Origin of the sequence: Flavobacterium daemonense (assembly GCF_007341385.1) — a bacterium.
Classification (GTDB): domain Bacteria; phylum Bacteroidota; class Bacteroidia; order Flavobacteriales; family Flavobacteriaceae; genus Flavobacterium; species Flavobacterium daemonense.
The window spans coordinates 1-19,945 of record NZ_VJYD01000014.1; the positions used below are offsets into that span (position 1 = coordinate 1).

Below are 19,945 nucleotides of genomic sequence, written 5' to 3' on the forward strand. Positions count from 1 at the left end.
GAGCGAAAGACGAGGCTCGAACTCGCGACAACCAGCTTGGAAGGCTGGAGCTCTACCAACTGAGCTACTTTCGCATTAACAGGGTGCAAATATAAATAATTTTAAACTTCTAAAAAAATAAAAATTAAAAAATATTTATTTTAGAGCGAAAGACGAGGCTCGAACTCGCGACAACCAGCTTGGAAGGCTGGAGCTCTACCAACTGAGCTACTTTCGCATTGGTGGTGCAAATATAAAAAGAAAGTTAAGTTCAAAACAAGCTTTTGGGCAAAAAAAATCAATAAAAATCAACAAAAATTTATAACCCATTTAAAATTAAAAAGTTATAAAATCAATTATTTTTCAAAAATTATGAATACCATTAAAGAAATCCCGTCAAAAGAAACTTATAGTGTTCGTCAGCCAGTACTAAGAGAAGGAAAACCTATAGAAAGCTGCATCTTTGAAGGAGATGATCTAGAAACAACACATCATTTTGGTTTATTTGAAAACGATAATTTAACAGGAATTATTTCATTATTTTCTCAAATCAATCCTATATTTGCCGAAAATAATCAGGCACAGATTCGCGGAATGGCAGTTTTGCAAAACCATCAGAAAAAAGGAATTGGCGAGGCTTTAGTAAAACATTGCGAAACTTTTTGCAATGAAAACAAAGTCGAATTGATTTGGTTTAATGCAAGAACAGCTGCTGTTGGATTTTATCAAAAGATGAATTATCAGGTTTTAGGAGAAGCTTTTGATATTAAAGATGTGGGCGAACATTATTTGATGTATAAAAAATTATAAAATGAAAAAACTTTACTTTTTTTTGGCAATATGCATATTTATCGGCTGTAAAAAAGACGAGCCGAAAATTGTTGTGCCTGTTGTCAAAAAAAAGACACCAGCAATAATTATTACAGACGCCAGATCGGTTGAAATTGACACTGCTATAATAGGAGCATATAAAAGCGAGACGCTTAAACAATTCTACAATTCATCAGAAAACAAAACGGTCTGGGGAAATCTAAAAAAAAGAACTTATGTATTGTCTCAATTGCAAAATGCAGACAAATTAGGCTTAGATCCTGAAGATTACAAAGCTTCTCAGCTTCAAAAATTCGAAAAAAGAATCGGTTCGCTTAGTGATACAGAACTGGTGACTTATGATATTTTACTGACTTATAATTTTGAAAAATATCTAGATCATCTTTTCAAAGGAAAACTAGACCCTAAGAAAATCTATACGGATTGGGATTTAGAAGAAAAGGTTTTAGATGTAAACAATGTTCTTATAAAAGCTTTCAACAAAAACAAATTAGACAGTATCGTTGACAATATTCAACCAAAATCTGAGATTTACAAAGAACTTTTAAAAGCACTTGAAATCATCAACGAATTTCCTGATGAAAATATCGAAAAGATAACAACGGATTCTTTGACAAAAAAAATAAGTTTAAACGAAAGCAATGTTGCATTAATCAACATCAAAAAAAGACTGCTGTTTTGGGGAGACATGACCGGAAAAGACAGCACAAAACTTTCTCAGACTTACGACAATAAAACATTTGAATCTGTCAAAAGATTTCAAGAAAGGCACGGCTTAGCTGCCGACGGCGTTATTGGACAAGGAACAATCAATGCGCTCAATTATTCGAAAGAAAAAAGAAAACAGCAAATTATTGCCAATCTAGAACGCTGGAGATGGTTTACAACTGATTTTGCCGAAAATTATTTCATTATAAACATTCCTGATTACAGTTTGAATGTTGTTGAAGGTCAAGATACAGTTTTATCCCGCAATGTTGTCGTTGGCACAAGCAAAAGAAAAACGCCAATTATAACATCAACATTAAGGACAGTTGTTTTTAACCCGACTTGGACCGTGCCGCCAACGATTTTAAAGGAAGATGTGGTTCCTGCGATGAAAAAAAACAGGAACTATTTAGCGAATAAAAACATTACAATTTATGATACCGCAGGACATGTCGTTGAACCAAATGCATGGAACGAGAACAAACCCAACAATTATCGATACGTACAAAGTCCTGGCTATACAAATTCGCTGGGCGTTATGAAGATTTTATTTCCGAATCATCATAGCGTATACCTACACGACACAAATCATAGAAATTATTTTGGAAGAAATAATCGATCTTTGAGTTCGGGCTGTGTTCGAGTTGAGAATCCGCTTGAAATTGCCGAACATATTTTAGCCGATTCTACTCGATTTTCTAAAGAAAAAATTGATACGATAATTGCTTCTAAAAAAACAATGAGCTTCAAAATCACAAAAAAATACGCTTTGTATCAATGGTATTGGACGGCTTGGAGCAAAAAAAATCAGCTCATTTTTAGAGCTGATATATATGATCTGGATTCGGATTTGTATGCTAAATTAAGAAATTAGCTTTTCTTCCATCGAAAAATCTCTTGATGGATGATAAATATACAAACACGATTTGCCTTTTATTGTTTCAATTATTTCGTCTCTTAATTCAAAAGGAATCGCAGGACAACCTTGGCTTCTGCCTAATCTTTTGTGATCTCTGATAAAAGATTCTGATACATAATCAGCTCCATGCATTACCACGCCTCTTTCACGAGCATTACTGTTGAAACCTCTTTCTAATCCGTCTAAACGTAATGAAGCGCCGTGTTTTCCTTGATAAATTTCGCCTGTAGCATAAAAACCTAAACTGCTTTTATACGACGAGTTACTATTTGAAAAAGAAGAAGCAAACTCTTCACCGGTATTTCTTCCGTGAGCCACTAATGATTGATACAAAATGGTATTTGTAGCCAAATCAATCACCCATAAACGTTTGCTGTTTGAAGACAAACTAAAATCAATAAGCGTTAAAATGTCTTTTTGAACAATTCCCTTTTCTTTAAGGATATAAAAACCCTTTAAAGCTTCAGAAAAAGTTTTAAGTTCTGGCAATTGAAAGTGATTTGAATTTAAAGAACTATAAACACTTTCAATCTTTGCATCAACGGTAAGTTTTTCAACTTTAGCAATGTTTTTTGTTGCCGCAATTTTAGTCTCGGGGGTGTTTTTTGAATCTTTACCAAAAGATAATAAGAAAAACACCAGCAGGGGAAAAGTTTTGTAAATCATTGAATTTCTTTAGGTTAAAAATAAAATTTGGGTAGGGCAAAAATAAAAAAAAATCATAGCGATTGAAACCCAACACACTGAATCAGTGCATTTTTGCTTAAACTTTAACACTATAATAGTAAAAAATTTGCATTTTCGAATAAAAACTGATTATTTTGTAAGAATTTTACTTATTCTAAAAATCTAAACGTTTTTTCCTATTTTCTTAAAGAAAATACAATTAAACATTATTTTTGCCCTTCAAAACTGTAACAATAGAACCAAATTGTAGTCTATTAATGCAGTAATATCATTTTGACCACCCATTTCTTTTAAAATTTCATGAAAAAATTAGTTTTCTTAAGTCTTATTTTATCCACTTTTTGGAGTTACAGCCAGAAGAAAGTCCTTCAGGCTCAATCTACTGTGGAATCCATTACCATTGATGGAAAACTAGATGAAGCGGCTTGGGAAAAGGCACCAATTGCGACTAATTTTATCATATTTGATCCTGATAACGGCAAACCAATTCCTGATGGAAAAAAGACAGAAATCAGGGTTCTTTATAATAATGACGCTATTTATATTGGCGCGATGATGTATGATGATGAACCAAACAAGATTTTAAAAGAAATATCACAGCGCGATAATTTTGGTACAGCTGATATTTTTGGTGTCTTTGTCAATGGTTTTAATGACGGACAGCAAAATTTTGAGTTTTTTGTTTCTGCAGCTGATGTTCAGGGAGATTGTATTATGACAGACGCCATTGGCGAAGATTACTCATGGGACGCTGTATGGATCAGCAAAGCAAGAATTACGGATAAAGGATGGGTTGTGGAAATAAAACTTCCGTATGCTGCACTTCGTTTTTCAGCAGAAAATAAACAAACTTGGGGAATTAACTTTTTTAGAGAAATTAAACGCGAACGCAAAAAATACACTTGGAACTTAATTGATACTAAAATTGGAACTTTTACGCAACAAAATGGCGAATTAGCAGGAATTGAAAACATCAAACCTCCTACTCGACTTTTCTTTTTGCCTTATGCTTCCTATTATTTAAATGCTGCCGACGGCCAAAAAACATATGGCCAAATAAAAGGCGGTATGGATATTAAGTACGGAATTAATGATGCTTTTACTCTGGATGCTATTTTGATTCCGGATTTTGGTCAGACAAAATATGACGATAGAATCCTGAATCTTAGTCCGTTTGAACAACAGTTTAACGAGAATCGTGCATTTTTTACTGAAGGAACTGATTTATTTAAAAAAGGAAACATCTTTTATTCAAGACGAATTGGAGGAAAGCCGTCAATTGATCCCGATTTAAATGATAATGAAAAAATCATTGAGAATGTTCAAAATGTTAGTCTTATAAATGCTCTAAAAGTTTCTGGGCGAACAAAAAACGGATTAGGGATTGGGGTTTTAAATGCCGTTACCGAAAAAACCTATGCAACAATAAAAGATACCATTTCAAACACAACAAGAACTGCAATTGTTGAACCTTTGACTAATTATAATGTTTTGGTTTTGGATCAGCGTTTTCGCAAAAATTCTTCCGTTACATTTATTAATACTAATGTTACCCGAAATGGTCATTACAGAGACGCGAACGTCACAGGACTTGCTTGGGATTTAAACACAAAAGCTAACACATACAGCCTATATGGAAACGCGAAATACAGCCATATCAATATGGAAGAAGATAAAAACGGTGTTTTTACAACCATTGGTTTTGCTGAAACAAGCGGAAAATATCGTTACAGCGTTGGTTCTGATTTTGTGACCAAAGGTTATGATCCAAATGATCTTGGAATCAACTTTTACACTAATTATTACAACTTTTATGGGAATGCCAATTATAGAATTCTAAACCCAACGAAGCTTTTCAACAGCTTTAGAATCAACTATAATATGTATGCCGAATTCAACAAACAATCAGGGCTAATTCAAGACAACAGCATTAATGCGAATGTAAACCTGACGACAGTAAAAAACAATTATTTCGGCATGGGATTTACTGTTTATCCTCTCGAATCTCATGATTATTACGAGCCTCGAGCAGATAACAGATATGTAATTATTCCGAGAAAATTCGAATCTTGGGCAAGTCTTTCTACCAATTACAATCATAAATTTGCATTAGACTTAAATCCGTCGATTTCAATTGCTGATGAACCTGGTAGAATGGCTTATGGCGTTGATGTTGGTCCGAGATATCGTTTTAATGACAAATTATTGTTGACCTATTATTTTAGTTTTTTCAGAAAAAACAACAACAAAGGTTATATTGACAATGTAGATGGCGACGATAATGAAAGTACGCCAGATAATATTGTTTTTGCTAATCGAAATGTAGTTACGTACTCAAACACACTTGGCGGAAAATATGCTTTAAACAGCACGATGACTTTTAATTTGTCAGTTAGACAATATTGGTCGTATGCTGAAAATTTAGATATTTTACAGTTGGAACAAGACGGTACATTAACTCCTTATCCAGAATATACCGATAACAAAAATTCAAGCTTTTATTCTTGGAACGCCGATTTATCGTATTCTTGGTGGTTTGCTCCCGGAAGTCAGGTTTCTGTATTATATCGTAATAACGCTGATAATTTTGAGCGCGTTATCGACAAGCAATTTAAAGACAACGTAACGGCTTTGCTGAATAACGATGCATTAAAACACGTTTTTTCGGTTAGTGTTAAATATTTTATTGACTATAATGCTGTCAAAAATAAGATCAGAAAGCGAGCTTAGCGTGAATTAATTTTAAAAAATAAGTACTTCTTCAATTAAATTATTATTTTTTAATACGCTTCATTTTATTAAATATAAATGTAGCGCGCACTTCTTGCAAAGTATAGAAATGACTTATCTTTGTAGAAAACAAAAAGTAATGAACAAGAAAGTTATCCTTATGATTTTAGATGGTTGGGGAAAATCTCCTGACCCTAAAGTATCTGCAATAGACAATGCAAATGTTCCTTTTATAAACAGTCTTTACAAAAATTACCCAAATGCGCAACTTAGAACTGACGGATTAAATGTTGGTTTGCCTGAAGGTCAAATGGGAAATAGCGAAGTTGGCCACATGAATCTTGGTGCCGGACGAATTGTATATCAGGATTTAGCTAAAATAAATTTGGCTGTAGCAAACAAAACACTTGCTAAAGAACAAGTTTTGATTGATGCTTTTACTTACGCAAAAGAAAACAATAAAAAAGTACACTTTTTAGGATTAGTTTCTGATGGAGGTGTTCACTCTCATACTTCTCACCTTCGCGGATTAATTGATGCTTCGCAAGAATACGGCTTAAATCAAGTTTACGTTCATGCTTTCACAGATGGACGTGACGTTGATCCAAAATCTGGTGCAAAATACATTCACGATTTAGAAGATTACATTAAAGATACTCCGGTAAAAATTGCTTCAATCATTGGGCGCTATTACGCAATGGATCGTGACAAACGTTGGGAACGTGTAAAACAAGCTTACGATTTAGTGGTAAACGGCGTTGGAACGCCATCAAAAAATGCTGTTGCAAGCATTCTTGCTAGTTATGAAAAAGACGTTACTGACGAATTTATCGAGCCTGTTGTTATTGTTGATGAAAGTGAAAAACCATTGGCAACTATAGTTGAAGACGATGTTGTAATTTTCTTCAATTTTAGAACAGATAGAGGTCGTGAACTTACTGAGGCACTTTCGCAGCAAGATTTCCACGAGCAAAATATGCACAAATTAAATTTGTATTATGTAACATTGACAAACTACGACGAAACGTATCAAAACGTAAAAGTGGTTTACAATAAAGATAATATCACTGAAACGCTTGGCGAGGTTTTAGAAAAAGCAGGAAAAAAACAAATCAGAATTGCTGAGACGGAGAAATATCCGCACGTAACTTTCTTCTTCTCAGGTGGAAGAGAAACTCCTTTTGAAGGTGAATCAAGAATTTTAAGAAATTCCCCAAAAGTAGCAACGTACGATTTACAGCCAGAAATGAGTGCTTACGAACTTGCTGATGCTCTTGTTCCTGAATTAAACAAAGGCGAAGTTGATTTCGTGTGTTTAAACTTTGCAAATGGCGACATGGTTGGCCACACCGGAATTATGGAAGCTGCAATTAAAGCTTGTGAAGCTGTTGACGCTTGCGCGAAAAAAGTAATTGACGCCGCTCTTGCAAATGATTATACTACAATCGTAATTGCCGATCACGGAAACTGCGAAACAATGATTAACCCTGATGGATCTCCAAATACAGCACACACAACAAACCCAGTGCCGATTATTTTAGTTGACAAAGAATTGAAAAATATCCAAAATGGAGTTTTAGGCGACATCGCTCCTACTATTTTAGAATTAATGGGAGTGCCTCAGCCAAATGCAATGACCTGTCATTCATTATTATAGAAATCATTTTATTTATAAAAAAAGAGGCTAATTTAAAATTAGACTCTTTTTTGTTTTTACGCTTTTTTTGTCATTTCGACTGAAAGGAGAAATCACACTAGAAATTCTGCAAAGTATGTCGCCAATCTTTGTCGAGTTCCTTGTGTGATTTCTCCTTTCAGTCGAAATGACAAATATTGTGGTTTACATTATAAAATAATGATACAATTGCTCAACTCCATAAATCACAAGCCCAATAATTCCTCCTACCAAAGTTCCGTTGATTCTGATATATTGAAGATCTTTACCTATTTCTAATTCTAATTTTTCAGAAACTTCTTTTCCGTCCCAACTTTTTACGGTTGACGAAATCAAGTCTCCTATTACTTTTTTATTGTTCAAAAGAACAGAAAGCATATCCGTTTTGATGAAATTGTTGATTTTGTCAATCATAATGGAATCCACTTTGATTCCGTTTCCGAATGTCTGAATCAGGCCTGAAATACTGTTTTTAATTGACGAATCATCGCCTTTTTCCAAATCATTTGAAATTGATAATTTTATCTCGTCCCAAATTCCGTTGATATAATCCTGCACTTCTTTTTTTCCTGCAAAACTCAAAATCATATCGTTGATTTTAACTCTCATTTCTTCTGAGTTTTTGACTTTTTCCAAGAAATCAAAAATATATTCGTCAATCTTTAATCGGACTGCGCTTTCTGGTTTCTTAGCTTCATTCAAAAAATCCTGCAATCCATTAAAAACACCTTCTGTAATGCTTTTATCGGCAAGACCAAAACTTAAAAATGGCGTAGAAGCTTTTACTTTTTGTCTGATTAAATCTTTGTTGTTGGTTAATTCACTGCTCATTACTTCGAGTAGATTGGTCAACATTTGATTTTTCAGATTTCCCTTTTGCAAAGGCTCTAAAGCAACAGCAACCCAGTTTCCAAAATTTATTCCTTCCAATTTTTCCTTAAATTGAACTTGAATAAACCTTTTAACATCTTCATCTTTTATTGTTCTTAAAACACCCGGAATAATATTTACAGAAACAACATTTGCAATTTTATTGGCATTTTCCTCATGTGAAAGCCAATCAGAAGCTTTTGTCGCAAAATTGAATTCATCCAATTTTACTTCTAATTTTTCCTTGTCCAGAAATTCCTCAGAAACAAAATTCCCAAGATTTTCTCCAATTTCATTTTTCTTGGTCGGAATAATTGCGGTATGCCAAATTGGGATCCCGAGTGGATGACGAAATAAAGCTACGACCGCAAACCAATCGGCAATTCCGCCCACCATCGCGGCTTCGCTGAAAGCCTGCAACATCGGAATTTTAAAATAAATTGCAATTATAAAAAGAAGCACCGCAAAACCTAAAAGCGACAAAGCTGTGGCTTTCATTTTCTTCAATGCTTTGATTTTGGCTATATCTTGATCAGTTGAAATTTCCATGATTTTGACATTTTACTACTAATTTATGGCTTTTTTCTGAGATATTAAATTAAAAAAGCTTGCCTCGAATTTTACGAATTTACACGAATTACAATTTGATGGAATTATTCACATAATTCAATTAGTATAAATTCGTGAATTCGCGGCGAAAAATTTTAATTAAAAATTGTACTTTTGCAAACTGAAAATCTGAAAAATATGATTATCCAAAAAACTAGGGAAGAAATTGAATTAATGCGCGAAAGTGCTTTGATCGTATCAAAAACATTAGGAATGATTGCTTCTGAAATTAAAGAAGGAGTTACTACATTATATCTTGACAAATTAGCTGAAGAATTTATCCGTGATCATGGTGCGGTTCCAAGCTTTTTAGGATTGTATGATTTTCCGAATTCGCTTTGTATGAGTCCAAATTCTCAGGTTGTTCACGGTATTCCGAATAACGTACCATTAAAAAGTGGTGATGTTATTTCTGTAGATTGTGGCGCTTTTAAAAATGGATATCACGGAGATCATGCTTACAGTTTTGAAATTGGGGAAGTTGCTCCAGAGGTTAAAAAACTTTTGCAAGTAACGAAGGAATCTCTTTATGTAGGAATCAGAGAATTTAAAGCAGGAAATCGTGTGGAAGATGTTGGAAATGCGATTCAAAAATATACTGAAGCTCACGGTTACGGAGTAGTTCGTGAATTAGTTGGACACGGAGTTGGACAAAAAATGCATGAAGAACCTGAAATGCCAAACTATGGAAAACGCGGACGCGGAAAACTTTTTGTGGAAGGAATGGTCGTTGCAATTGAACCTATGATCAATATGGGAACACGCAATATCAAACAACACAAAGACGGCTGGACAATTACCACTGCAGACGGAAAACCAAGTGCGCATTTTGAACATGACGTTGCTTTAATTGATGGAAAACCAGAATTATTGTCGACTTTTCAATACATCTATAAAGCTTTAGGAATTGAAAGCAACGAAGAAGATGAATTCAGAAAAGTGCCACTTATTTTATAACACTAATTTCACGAATTATCACGGATTAGTGTTGTGGTAAAAATTACACTAAAACGAAATAAAAAATAATGAGTGAATTGTATTTAAGAGAAGAATCCTATAAAGTTATTGGAATTTGTATGGAAGTCCATAAAATATTAGGAAAAGGACATAGTGAAAAGGTTTATGGCGATGCTTTAGAGTATGAATTTCAACGAAATGAGATTCCTTACAATCGAGAATTAAGATATAATATCGCTTATAAAGAGACTATATTACCGAGTTACTATTTTGCAGATTTTGTTGTTTTCGATGAAATCATTTTAGAGCTCAAAGCAATTGCAACATTAACAACAAGTGAAATCAAGCAGACATTAAATTATTTAGCTGCCTAAAAAAATAAACTTGGTTTATTAGTCAATTTTGGAGAAGACAGCCTTAAATACAAAAGAATAATACTTTAACCCAAATCAAAAGTTCGTGAAATTTCAGCACAATATTAATCCGTGTCAATTTGTGAAATTCGTGTTCAAATTTATTTAACTGTGAAAAAACTTTTTAAATTAGTACTTAATACCATTCCGCGTCCATTATTAATTCGTTTGAGTTATGTGGCACGACCAATATTAGCTTTGTCTTTAAGAGGAAGCAAATTTACTGATCCTATTGACGGAAAAAGTTTTCGCTCTTTTCTTCCTTATGGATATGGAAAACAACGTAATAATGTGCTTTCTCCAAGTACACTTTCGTTAGAAAGACACCGTTTGCTTTGGTTGTATTTAAACGATCAGACTGATTTTTTTACGGCGCCAAAAAAGGTACTTCATTTTGCTCCAGAACAAGCTTTTTACAAACTTTTCCGCAAGCAGAAAAACCTTGATTACACGACAACCGATTTGTTTTCGCCTTTGGCAGATGTAAAAGCTGATATCTGTAATTTGCCCTTTAAAGACAACGAATACGACGTAATTTTATGTAATCACGTTTTAGAACATATTCCAGACGACACAAAAGCAATGCAGGAATTATTCAGAGTTTTGAAACCGGGCGGAATGGCGATTTTACAAATTCCGCAGGATTTAAACCGCGATGTTACTTTTGCCGATGATTCTATTACAGATCAAAAAGAGCGTGCAAGAATATTTGGCCAATATGATCACGTTCGAATTTACGGACGCGATTATTTCGACAAATTAAGAAGCATCGGTTTTATTGTAATTGAAGAAGACTATACTAATAAAATTGCAACAGAATTGGTTGAAAAATATTGTTTGGCAAAAGGTGAAATTATTCCCCTTTGCTTTAAGCCGCAAAATTAATTTTTCTATCATATAAGTAATATAAGTTCATTTAAAAAGTTTTCAGAATAGCCCAATTTTGAAGACTTTTTAATTTTATAAGCCTAACCAAAATCATACAAACCAAACCTCAAATCTTGGAACCTACAAAACCATTTCAATTTTGTTTTGACATTAGTTTTGACAAAAATCTAAATACTTTTATTCCAACTGCTTATATTGTTGAGAATACTCCCGAAATCAAATATTTAGACAAAAAAGCAACGACCGGCGTACTGGAAAGTTTCGGTCTTGTTTTTGAAAATTTAGATTCGAACGATAAAAGAATTCTGACAGCTTGCGAATCTTTGAAACCTGAATTTATCTTTAAAAAGTTCAGTGCCAAAATCAAATCGGCAAAAACGATTATGGATCTGCAAAAAGATTCTAAGATTGAGTTTGCCATTCGTCAGCATTTAAAATTTCATTTGAGTTCTTTTTACAGCCTGATTGTACAAGAACAATTTCCGCTTTCAATTAACATTGGACCAGAAAAAGATTTTTATCGTTCGAGAGTTGATGTTAGTCCGCTTGACTTTGAACCTCAAATTCAGTTTGACAAACATGCTGAAGGAATCACTTATACCCTTTCATTAAAAGAAAACGAAACTACATTTTCGCCAATGAACAATAAGGTTGATATTCTTTTAGATGAACCAGGCTGGCTGATTATCGATAAAAAATTAGGCCAGCTAACAGCGCTCAATGCTAAAAAACTGATGCCTTTTTTAAAGAAAAAATCAATTGAAATCCCGTCAAAATTAGTTGATGATTATTTCAAAAGTTTTATTCCTGAAATTGCAAAGAAAATCGATATTGAAGCAAATGGTTTTGAAATCGAACTTCGTGATAAAATCATTTCGTGTACGATTCAACCTGTTCATGACTTTTTCAAAAACTGTTATTATCTCAATCTTTATTTTGATTATGACGGATATTCGTTTGATGCTTCTAAAACAAAAAAAACACATTCTTTTGTAGATTTTAGCGTAGCCAATGAGCCTAAAATAATTCAATTTAAGCGAAATGCGGACGAAAATTTATATGTAGATAAATTAAAGGAAATTGGTTTAACAAAAATCAAAAATGAATTATTTGGATTACATTCTGATGCAGAAACTATTGATCCATACATCAACATTCAATTGATTATTGACAATAAAGAAAAACTGCAAAATCTGGGTTTTGATATTCAAAATTTAAAACTCGAAAGCAAAGAAATCATTACAGAAAACCATATTGTTTCAGCATCAAAAGACACAAGTGGAGATTGGTTTGATATTAAAATCATTATTACAATTGGCAATTATAAAATCAATTTCAGCGAAATAATTCCGAATATAAAAAGTAAAGAAAGGCTCTTTCCATTACCTGACGGAAACTACTTTCTAATTCCTTTGGAATGGTTCAGCAAATATGGATCATTGGCAAAATTAACCAAAACAGAAAATGGGAATATGCTTTTGAGAAAAAGCAATTTTACCGCTCTCGATGCCATTCCAGAAATCAAAGACGATGTAACTTATAAAGCCGAATATATTGCTTCTGACTTACTGAAAGCGACTCTAAGACCGTATCAAATTGATGGCGTAAAATGGCTTTTAGGACATTTCAATTCCAACTTAGGAGCTTGTCTTGCTGACGATATGGGACTTGGAAAAACCTTGCAAACTTTAGCTGTTCTAGTTGCCGTTCAGGAACAATTGGGATTTACGACCAAAACCACCAATTTTGATTTGTTTGCCAATGAAACCACTATAGAACGAGAACCATTAAAAGCGTTGATAGTTTTGCCTTCTTCATTGGTTTTTAACTGGTTTAATGAATCTGGGGAATTCACGCCACACTTTTCAAAAATGCAATATGTGGGCAATGACAGAAAACAATTGGCGAGCAGATTAGCAACAACTGATTTGATTTTTACAAGTTACAGCATCGTTCATCGTGATATTTCAATTTTAGAAAAATATGATTTCCGTTATTTGATTTTGGACGAAAGCCAATACATCAAAAACAAAAATTCAAAGATTTTTAAAGCCATTAATAAAATTAGTACCGGTCATAAAATTGCCCTGAGCGGAACGCCAATCGAAAATTCACTTGACGATTTATGGTCGCAAATGCAATTTATTAATCCGGATATTTTAGGAACTTATAATTTTTTCGCAGAAAATTTTAAAATCCCGATTGAGAAAAAACAGAATGAAGAAGTTTTATCTGAATTAAAAAATCTGGTTCAGCCTTATATTTTGAGACGAACAAAAGAACAGGTTTTAAAAGATTTGCCAGAATTGACAGAACAGATCTACTATTGCGATATGGATCCTGAACAGGAAAAATTATACGAAAAAGAGAAATCGAAAGCGCGCAACTTTTTATTAAAAACAGACGGTTCTAGTCCAGAAAAAATCAATATTATCAATACTTTGATGAAATTGAGACAATTGAGCAATCACCCGAAAATGGTTGATGAGGAATCTGAAATTGATTCGGGAAAATATATTGCTGTCACCAATTATCTGGAAAATTTAGTCAAAGCGAAGCAAAAAGTGATTGTTTTCAGTTCATTCGTTACCAACTTGAATTTCTACACCGATTGGTGCAAAGAAAACAAAATACAATACTGCGAAATTACAGGCGAAACGCCTGCCAGCAAGAGAGAACAACAAGTAAAAGTATTTCAGGAAAAAGAAGAACCTTTGTTGTTTTTCATTTCACTTAAAGCGGGAGGTGTTGGACTGAATATCACAAAAGCTTCTTATGTTTTGTTCTTAGATCCGTGGTGGAATCCTTTTGCGGAAAAGCAAGGAGTTGGACGAGCGCATCGAATTGGACAATTGAACAAAGTAAACGTTATCCGATTTATTTCAAAAAATACGGTAGAAGAAAAAATCATAAAACTACAGGAAAATAAAAAACTATTATCTGATTCTCTTTTGGAAGAAAGTTTTATTAATGACGAAATAGAAACCAATTTGGAATACATTTTAGGTTCATAATAAATTATGATTGTCCGCTAAGCGGACTACTAAAAAAAGCACACAGATAACACGGATTAAACGGATTTTCATTGATTTAATTTAAAAATCCGTTTTTATCGGTTTAAATCTGTGTCATCTGCGTGCTATTTTCAAAATTATTACAAGTAACAGATCGTCATATACTAAATTATTTTAATCCAATAAAACAGTGTATTTTTCGTTGTATAAAATTGTTATATTTACAATCTTACAAAGTATCAAATGCCGAAATTTTTATATCTAAGCTTTATTTTTCTTTTTGTTTTCACTTCGGCGAAAGCCCAAGAAGTTCAAACCGAAATTGCTCCTCCATACAATATCAAAACAGTTTCATTTGTTCAAAATGACAACAATGTGGTTCCGATATTTGAATTAGGATCTGTATTTTCATTTCAATTTGATGATTTGTTTGGCAATGAAGCCAATTATTATTTTGAAATTGTTCATTGTGACTACAATTGGGTTGCGACCGATATTCCTAAAACAGAATACCTTCGTGGTTTTGACAATCAAAGAATTACAGATTATACCAATTCCTTTAATACACTTCAAGGTTACTCACATTACAAACTTACTTTTCCAAATCAATTTACCACGCAACTCCGAATTTCAGGAAATTACATGCTGAAAATCCTGAATGAAGATAAAGAGGTTATTTTTTCTCGAAAATTTGTTCTTTATGAAAACCATTCGACTGTTGCTTGTTTAGTAAAACGAAGCAGAAACCTCAGCAATATTGATTTTAAACAGAATCTGGAATTCACAGTACTCTCAAACGACATTGTTTTTCAGACACCGCTGCAAAACGTAAAAGTCCTATTGATGCAAAACGGCGACTTTAATACGTGCATCAAAAATGTTCCTCCGCAATATACTATTGGAAACCAAATGGTTTACAAATATGATAAAGAAACACAATTTTGGGGCGGCAACGAATTTTTGTATTTTGAAAACAAAGACATTCGGGCAGCCAGCAATAATGTTGCAAGAATTGGCAATAATAATGATGTTTACAGCTCTTATTTATATACCAATCATGCGAGAGCCAATCAAATTTATACTTTGTATGAAGATGTGAATGGTAATTTTGTAGTTAAAAACATCAATGGCTCCAACCAAGATATTGAGGCCGATTATGCTTGGGTTTATTTTAGTCTTTCGGCACCTGCTTTTCAGTTGAATAAAGATATTTATGTTGTTGGAATGTTTAATAATTATAGTCTTACACCAGAATATAAATTGGATTATAATGCCGAAAAAGGTTTGTTTGAAAAAGCCATCATGATCAAGCAAGGCTTTACTAATTATCAGTACCGAGTTGCTGATAAAAAAGGTGTAATTGATTATGAAAATACAGTGGATGGAAATTTCTATCAAACTGAAAATGAATATACCATCTTGGTTTATTATAAAGAAAGTTCTGACCGTTACACAAGAGTCATTGGAAAAGGAAACGGAAACTCAATAAACATCGTGAATTAAAACAATGTTAACGTTTTCACTTCAATCATTTTTTTTCGTAGATTTGCAACTATAACGCACACGTATATACTACTTTAGTATGGTTTCTCAGATTACACGAGGCATAAAAATATCGGTTTTAACTAGTTTTGAAGGTACCTACTTCAAGAACTACAAGATCCATTTTGCTTTTAGTTACGTAGTTACGATTGAAAACCACAGTAAAGATTCGGTTCAGTTAACTTCTCGCCACTGGGAAATTTTCGATTCGCTTAACGATTTAGATATTGTTGACGGCGAAGGTGTAATTGGTAAAAAACCAGTTTTAAAACCAGGCGAAAACCACACTTACAGCTCTGGCTGTTTATTATCATCTCCATATGGCGCTATGAAAGGTCATTTCAATATGATCAATTTTACTACAACAAAAACATTCAAAGTAATTGTTCCTACTTTTAGAATGTGCGCTCCTTTTGCTTTAAATTAAGACATCTTTTAGAGTAGTCTTTTTTATAGTTATCTAAATCATAAAATTGTCAATTTTTTAATTTATCCTTTGTACTTTTGTGCCACGTTAGATTATTCGTAACAAAACAAATTATCTAACTTTAAATTATCTAATAATCTAATTTTAAATAACATGCTTAAAGGATTCTTTCATGTACCAAAAGCGGTAAACGAGCCTGTAAAAAGCTACGCACCAAACTCACCAGAAAAAGCAGCTGTTCAAGCAGCTTACACTACAATGTGGAATGCTCAAATTGACGTTCCTTTATATATTGGAAGTGAAGAAATCAGAACAGAAAACACAAGAAACATTACAGCTCCACATGACCACAAACACGTTGTTGGAAAATATCATTTAGCTGAAAAACAACATATTGAAAAAGCAATTGCCAATGCACTTGAAGCAAGAAAAGCATGGGCAAACATGGCATGGGAACAGCGTGCTGCTATTTTCTTAAAAGCTGCCGAACTTATTGCTGGACCATACAGAGCGCGCATCAACGCAGCTACAATGATTGGTCAATCTAAAAATATTCACCAAGCAGAAATCGATTCTTCTTGCGAATTAATCGACTTTTTACGTTACAATGTTGAGTTTATGACTCAAATCTACAACGATCAGCCAAAATCAGATTCTTCTGTTTGGAACCGTGTAGAATACAGACCGCTTGAAGGTTTTGTTTACGCTATTACTCCATTCAACTTTACTGCAATCGCTGCAAACCTTCCTGCAAGTGCTGCAATGATGGGTAACGTTGTGGTTTGGAAACCAAGTGACAGCCAAGTATTTTCTGCAAAAATTATCATTGATGTTTTCAAAGAAGCTGGAGTTCCAGACGGCGTTATCAACGTAGTTTTTGGAGATGCTTTAATGATTACAGATACAGTTTTAGCAAGCAGAGATTTTGCTGGAATTCACTTTACAGGTTCAACTCATGTATTTAAAGATATCTGGGCTAAAATTGGTGCAAACATTCACAATTACAAAACATACCCAAGAATCGTTGGTGAAACAGGTGGTAAAGATTTTATCATTGCTCATCCAAGTGCTAATGTAAAACAAGTTACTACAGGAATCACACGTGGAGCATTTGAATTCCAAGGACAAAAATGTTCTGCAGCATCAAGAGCTTATATCCCTCAAAGTTTATGGCCAGCTGTAAAAGAACAATTAATTGCTGATGTAAAATCGATGAAAATGGGCTCTCCAGAAGATTTTGGAAACTTTATTACAGCAGTAATCCACGAAGGTTCTTTTGACAAATTAGCTAGTTATATCGACCAAGCTAAAAAAGATGCTGATGCTGAAATCATCGTTGGAGGGAACTACGATAAATCGGTTGGATATTTTATTGAGCCAACGGTTATTGTAACTACGAATCCAAAATACACTACAATGGAAACTGAGTTATTTGGACCAGTTATTACAATTTACGTTTACGAAGATGCGAAATGGGAAGAAACTTTAGAATTAGTTGATACTACTTCTGAATACGCTTTGACTGGAGCAGTTTTCAGCCAAGATCGTTATGCTATCGAAGTAGCTACAACTAAATTGCAAAATGCTGCTGGTAACTTCTACATCAATGACAAACCAACTGGAGCAGTTGTTGGAATGCAACCTTTTGGTGGAGCAAGAGCTTCTGGAACTAACGATAAAGCAGGTTCTGCATTGAACTTATTGCGTTGGGCTTCTCCAAGAACTATCAAAGAAACTTTTGTAACTCCAGAAGATTACAGATATCCTTTCTTAGGTTAATTTTTAGTTTCAAATTTCAGGTTTCAAGTTTGGAATCTGTCCATATAAAAAAGCCGAATCTTTATTGAAGATTCGGCTTTTGTTTTTTGATTTTTTCTCCGATTTACAGAAAAATTACTTCTCCAGAATGCAAATCATAATAAACACCAATTATTTTAATTTCACCTTTATCTGCCATTTCTTTCAAAATTGAGCTTTTGGCTTTAATGTTTTCAATAGTTAACAGTACATTATTACAAACAATACAATCTAAAAACATTTGTAATACTTTTCCTTCAATACTGTTTTTCAATAAGATAGACAAACAGAAAGCCTTATTTTATCATTTTTAAAACTTATTTCAGCAATGCAATAGGAGGCATCAATATATTTTTGCCCTGTAGTAAACATCACTGAAAAGAAATTTAAAAAACATAAAAAAAGAGTATGAAAAATTTAAATATACCAGCCGTTATTTTGAAATCAAAATGCATTGGCCACTACATCGACTTTAAATGGAGCCAAAAAAAAAGAAATTACTTTCTAGATTGTTTGGGAAACAACGAAGAGCTTGAAAATAAACTATCTCAAATTAATCACAAAGCCTCAGTGGCATTAACTGCCGCATTATTAGAATGGGTTCTATGTCGTTTTTCAGGATATGGAAAAGCTGCAAATGATATTGAAGAACGCATAGAATCTTTATGGTTCTCTTGTTCAAATTTTGAAAATACAAAACCACAAGATTTCGACCTTGATCTAGACTTTCCTTCTTCAGGAAGCATAAATGGCCCAATATGGATTGCTCTTATGACGGCTAGAATGGTTGATATGCACTATAGAAAAGGTACTTACTTCATTCAAAACGAGCTTTCGGGATTGGTTCTTTTAGTTCGACATATTACTCCAAAAAAGAAAGTTTTTGACAAATGGTTTGACAAAATCATTTTGGAGTTGAGCCAAAATTATCCTTCTGAATACAAATATGATGTAAACAGACCTGAAGAAGATTTTTATGATTCATCAAGCGAACCTGCAATATGCAGAGAATTTTTCTTTGATCCAAAATTTGAATACACTGCATCAGCATCAGAAAAAGCAATAAACAAATTCATTAAAAATTTGGATTACAACTCAAATCCATTTATTTACATTCCAGAAAAAGCATCTTAATTATAATTCATTTTGAAATGCAAAACCCGATAATAAAGCTTTAATTGGCAATTATTATCGGGTTACTTTTTTTTAAAACTTATGGTTTAAATTTCAAAGGGAGATGCACAACTTTCTTTGTTTCAAAAAACTCATCGTCAAAATGATCTGCTAAGTCATACAAAGTGGCATTCGGGAAATCTTTAAGTTCTTCGCTCAAATCACCACCTTTTAAATACAGAATTCCATTTTTTAATTTATGTTTGTGCTGCTTCTTTATTTTATCATGTATCCATGAAACAAAATCTGGCATATTTGTTACGGCACGACTCACAATAAAATCAAAATCTCCTTTGACCAATTCGGCACGTTTTTGCTCTGCTTTCACATTTTTTAATTCCAATGCCTCAGCAACACCTTGTACTACTTTTATTTTTTTGGCAATAACATCAATTAAATAAAAACGCGTTTCAGGAAAAAGAATCGCCAACGGAATTCCAGGAAAACCACCTCCAGTTCCAACATCTAAAACAGTTGTTCCAGGCTCAAACTTCATGATTTTGGCAATCCCCAGCGAATGCAAAATATGTTTTGTATATAAGGAATCAATGTCTTTACGCGAAATAACATTGATTTTTTCATTCCAATCGTGGTACAAAAAGTCTAATTTTTGAAATTGTTTGATTTGAAGTTCGGTCAAATCCGGAAAATATTTCAATATCTCATCCATTGCTCAAATTTTTTAACAAAAGTACTACTTTACGATTGAAATATTTAACTCAATTT

Annotated in this window: 16 protein-coding genes and 2 tRNA genes; 12 read left to right on the forward strand and 6 right to left on the reverse strand. The window is 33.4% G+C overall.

Translation table 11 applies throughout. The features are described from left to right. Position 1: 1 nt before the first annotated feature. Together FND99_RS16265 and FND99_RS16270 are read right to left on the reverse strand one after the other, a co-directional pair. A tRNA-Gly gene (locus tag FND99_RS16265) sits at positions 2 to 74 on the reverse strand. Between the two features lie 70 nt (positions 75 to 144). After that, a tRNA-Gly gene (locus FND99_RS16270) sits at positions 145 to 217 on the reverse strand. Positions 218 to 351: 134 nt separating this feature from the next. On the opposite strand from FND99_RS16270, the gene FND99_RS16275 reads away from it, so the two are divergent. Together FND99_RS16275 and FND99_RS16280 are read left to right on the forward strand one after the other, a co-directional pair. Continuing rightward, positions 352 to 789, forward strand: a complete 438-nt coding sequence (locus FND99_RS16275; protein ID WP_144338996.1) for a GNAT family N-acetyltransferase — start codon at positions 352 to 354, stop codon at positions 787 to 789. A 1-nt stretch (position 790) separates the two neighbouring features. Continuing rightward, entirely contained in the window at positions 791 to 2,392 is a 1,602-nt protein-coding gene (locus tag FND99_RS16280) for a L,D-transpeptidase family protein (protein WP_144338997.1), read from the forward strand. On the opposite strand, the gene FND99_RS16285 is transcribed toward FND99_RS16280, so the two are convergent. Next, entirely contained in the window at positions 2,381 to 3,103 is a 723-nt protein-coding gene (locus FND99_RS16285; protein ID WP_144338998.1) for a murein L,D-transpeptidase catalytic domain family protein, read from the reverse strand. The two genes, FND99_RS16280 and FND99_RS16285, sit on opposite strands and share 12 nt — an antisense overlap. A gap of 321 nt (positions 3,104 to 3,424) precedes the next feature. On the opposite strand from FND99_RS16285, the gene FND99_RS16290 reads away from it, so the two are divergent. Next, complete coding sequence (locus tag FND99_RS16290; RefSeq protein WP_144338999.1) at positions 3,425 to 5,854, forward strand: DUF5916 domain-containing protein; 2,430 nt, start codon at positions 3,425 to 3,427, stop codon at positions 5,852 to 5,854. Positions 5,855 to 5,993: 139 nt separating this feature from the next. Further along, on the forward strand, positions 5,994 to 7,511 hold the full coding sequence (gpmI, locus tag FND99_RS16295) for a 2,3-bisphosphoglycerate-independent phosphoglycerate mutase (RefSeq protein ID WP_144339000.1): 1,518 nt from the start codon (positions 5,994 to 5,996) through the stop codon (positions 7,509 to 7,511). Positions 7,512 to 7,694: 183 nt separating this feature from the next. On the opposite strand, the gene FND99_RS16300 is transcribed toward gpmI, so the two are convergent. Continuing rightward, on the reverse strand, positions 7,695 to 8,948 hold the full coding sequence (locus FND99_RS16300; protein ID WP_144339001.1) for a DUF445 domain-containing protein: 1,254 nt from the start codon (positions 8,946 to 8,948) through the stop codon (positions 7,695 to 7,697). Between the two features lie 198 nt (positions 8,949 to 9,146). On the opposite strand from FND99_RS16300, the gene map reads away from it, so the two are divergent. The 7 genes from map (at position 9,147) to pruA (ending at position 18,028) form a co-directional block, all read left to right on the forward strand. After that, a complete protein-coding gene (gene map / locus FND99_RS16305) occupies positions 9,147 to 9,965 on the forward strand; it encodes a type I methionyl aminopeptidase (RefSeq protein WP_144339002.1) in 819 nt (272 codons plus the stop codon). A 68-nt stretch (positions 9,966 to 10,033) separates the two neighbouring features. Next, the gene (locus tag FND99_RS16310) at positions 10,034 to 10,339 is read left to right on the forward strand and encodes a GxxExxY protein (protein WP_342777799.1); all 306 of its coding nucleotides are present in this window, start codon (positions 10,034 to 10,036) and stop codon (positions 10,337 to 10,339) included. 150 nt (positions 10,340 to 10,489) lie between these two features. Continuing rightward, positions 10,490 to 11,263 (forward strand): class I SAM-dependent methyltransferase, encoded by a 774-nt coding sequence (locus FND99_RS16315; protein ID WP_144339003.1) that lies wholly within the window; start codon positions 10,490 to 10,492, stop codon positions 11,261 to 11,263. Positions 11,264 to 11,379: 116 nt separating this feature from the next. After that, on the forward strand, positions 11,380 to 14,280 hold the full coding sequence (locus tag FND99_RS16320) for a DEAD/DEAH box helicase (protein ID WP_144339004.1): 2,901 nt from the start codon (positions 11,380 to 11,382) through the stop codon (positions 14,278 to 14,280). A 243-nt stretch (positions 14,281 to 14,523) separates the two neighbouring features. Next, the gene (locus tag FND99_RS16325; protein WP_144339005.1) at positions 14,524 to 15,783 is read left to right on the forward strand and encodes a type IX secretion system plug protein; all 1,260 of its coding nucleotides are present in this window, start codon (positions 14,524 to 14,526) and stop codon (positions 15,781 to 15,783) included. Between the two features lie 79 nt (positions 15,784 to 15,862). Next, a complete protein-coding gene (apaG, locus tag FND99_RS16330) occupies positions 15,863 to 16,249 on the forward strand; it encodes a Co2+/Mg2+ efflux protein ApaG (RefSeq protein ID WP_012023834.1) in 387 nt (128 codons plus the stop codon). 153 nt (positions 16,250 to 16,402) lie between these two features. After that, on the forward strand, positions 16,403 to 18,028 hold the full coding sequence (gene pruA / locus FND99_RS16335) for an L-glutamate gamma-semialdehyde dehydrogenase (protein ID WP_144339006.1): 1,626 nt from the start codon (positions 16,403 to 16,405) through the stop codon (positions 18,026 to 18,028). A 103-nt stretch (positions 18,029 to 18,131) separates the two neighbouring features. On the opposite strand, the gene FND99_RS16340 is transcribed toward pruA, so the two are convergent. Further along, positions 18,132 to 18,332 carry a carbonic anhydrase gene (locus FND99_RS16340; protein ID WP_246074234.1) on the reverse strand — a complete coding sequence of 67 codons (201 nt, stop codon included), beginning with the start codon at positions 18,330 to 18,332 and terminating at the stop codon, positions 18,132 to 18,134. 122 nt (positions 18,333 to 18,454) lie between these two features. On the opposite strand from FND99_RS16340, the gene FND99_RS16345 reads away from it, so the two are divergent. Then, positions 18,455 to 19,180 carry a hypothetical protein gene (locus FND99_RS16345; protein ID WP_144339007.1) on the forward strand — a complete coding sequence of 242 codons (726 nt, stop codon included), beginning with the start codon at positions 18,455 to 18,457 and terminating at the stop codon, positions 19,178 to 19,180. 79 nt (positions 19,181 to 19,259) lie between these two features. Here the strand turns inward: FND99_RS16345 and rsmG are convergent, their stop codons facing one another. Beyond that, positions 19,260 to 19,889 (reverse strand): 16S rRNA (guanine(527)-N(7))-methyltransferase RsmG, encoded by a 630-nt coding sequence (gene rsmG / locus FND99_RS16350; protein ID WP_144339008.1) that lies wholly within the window; start codon positions 19,887 to 19,889, stop codon positions 19,260 to 19,262. Positions 19,890 to 19,945 lie beyond the last annotated feature (56 nt).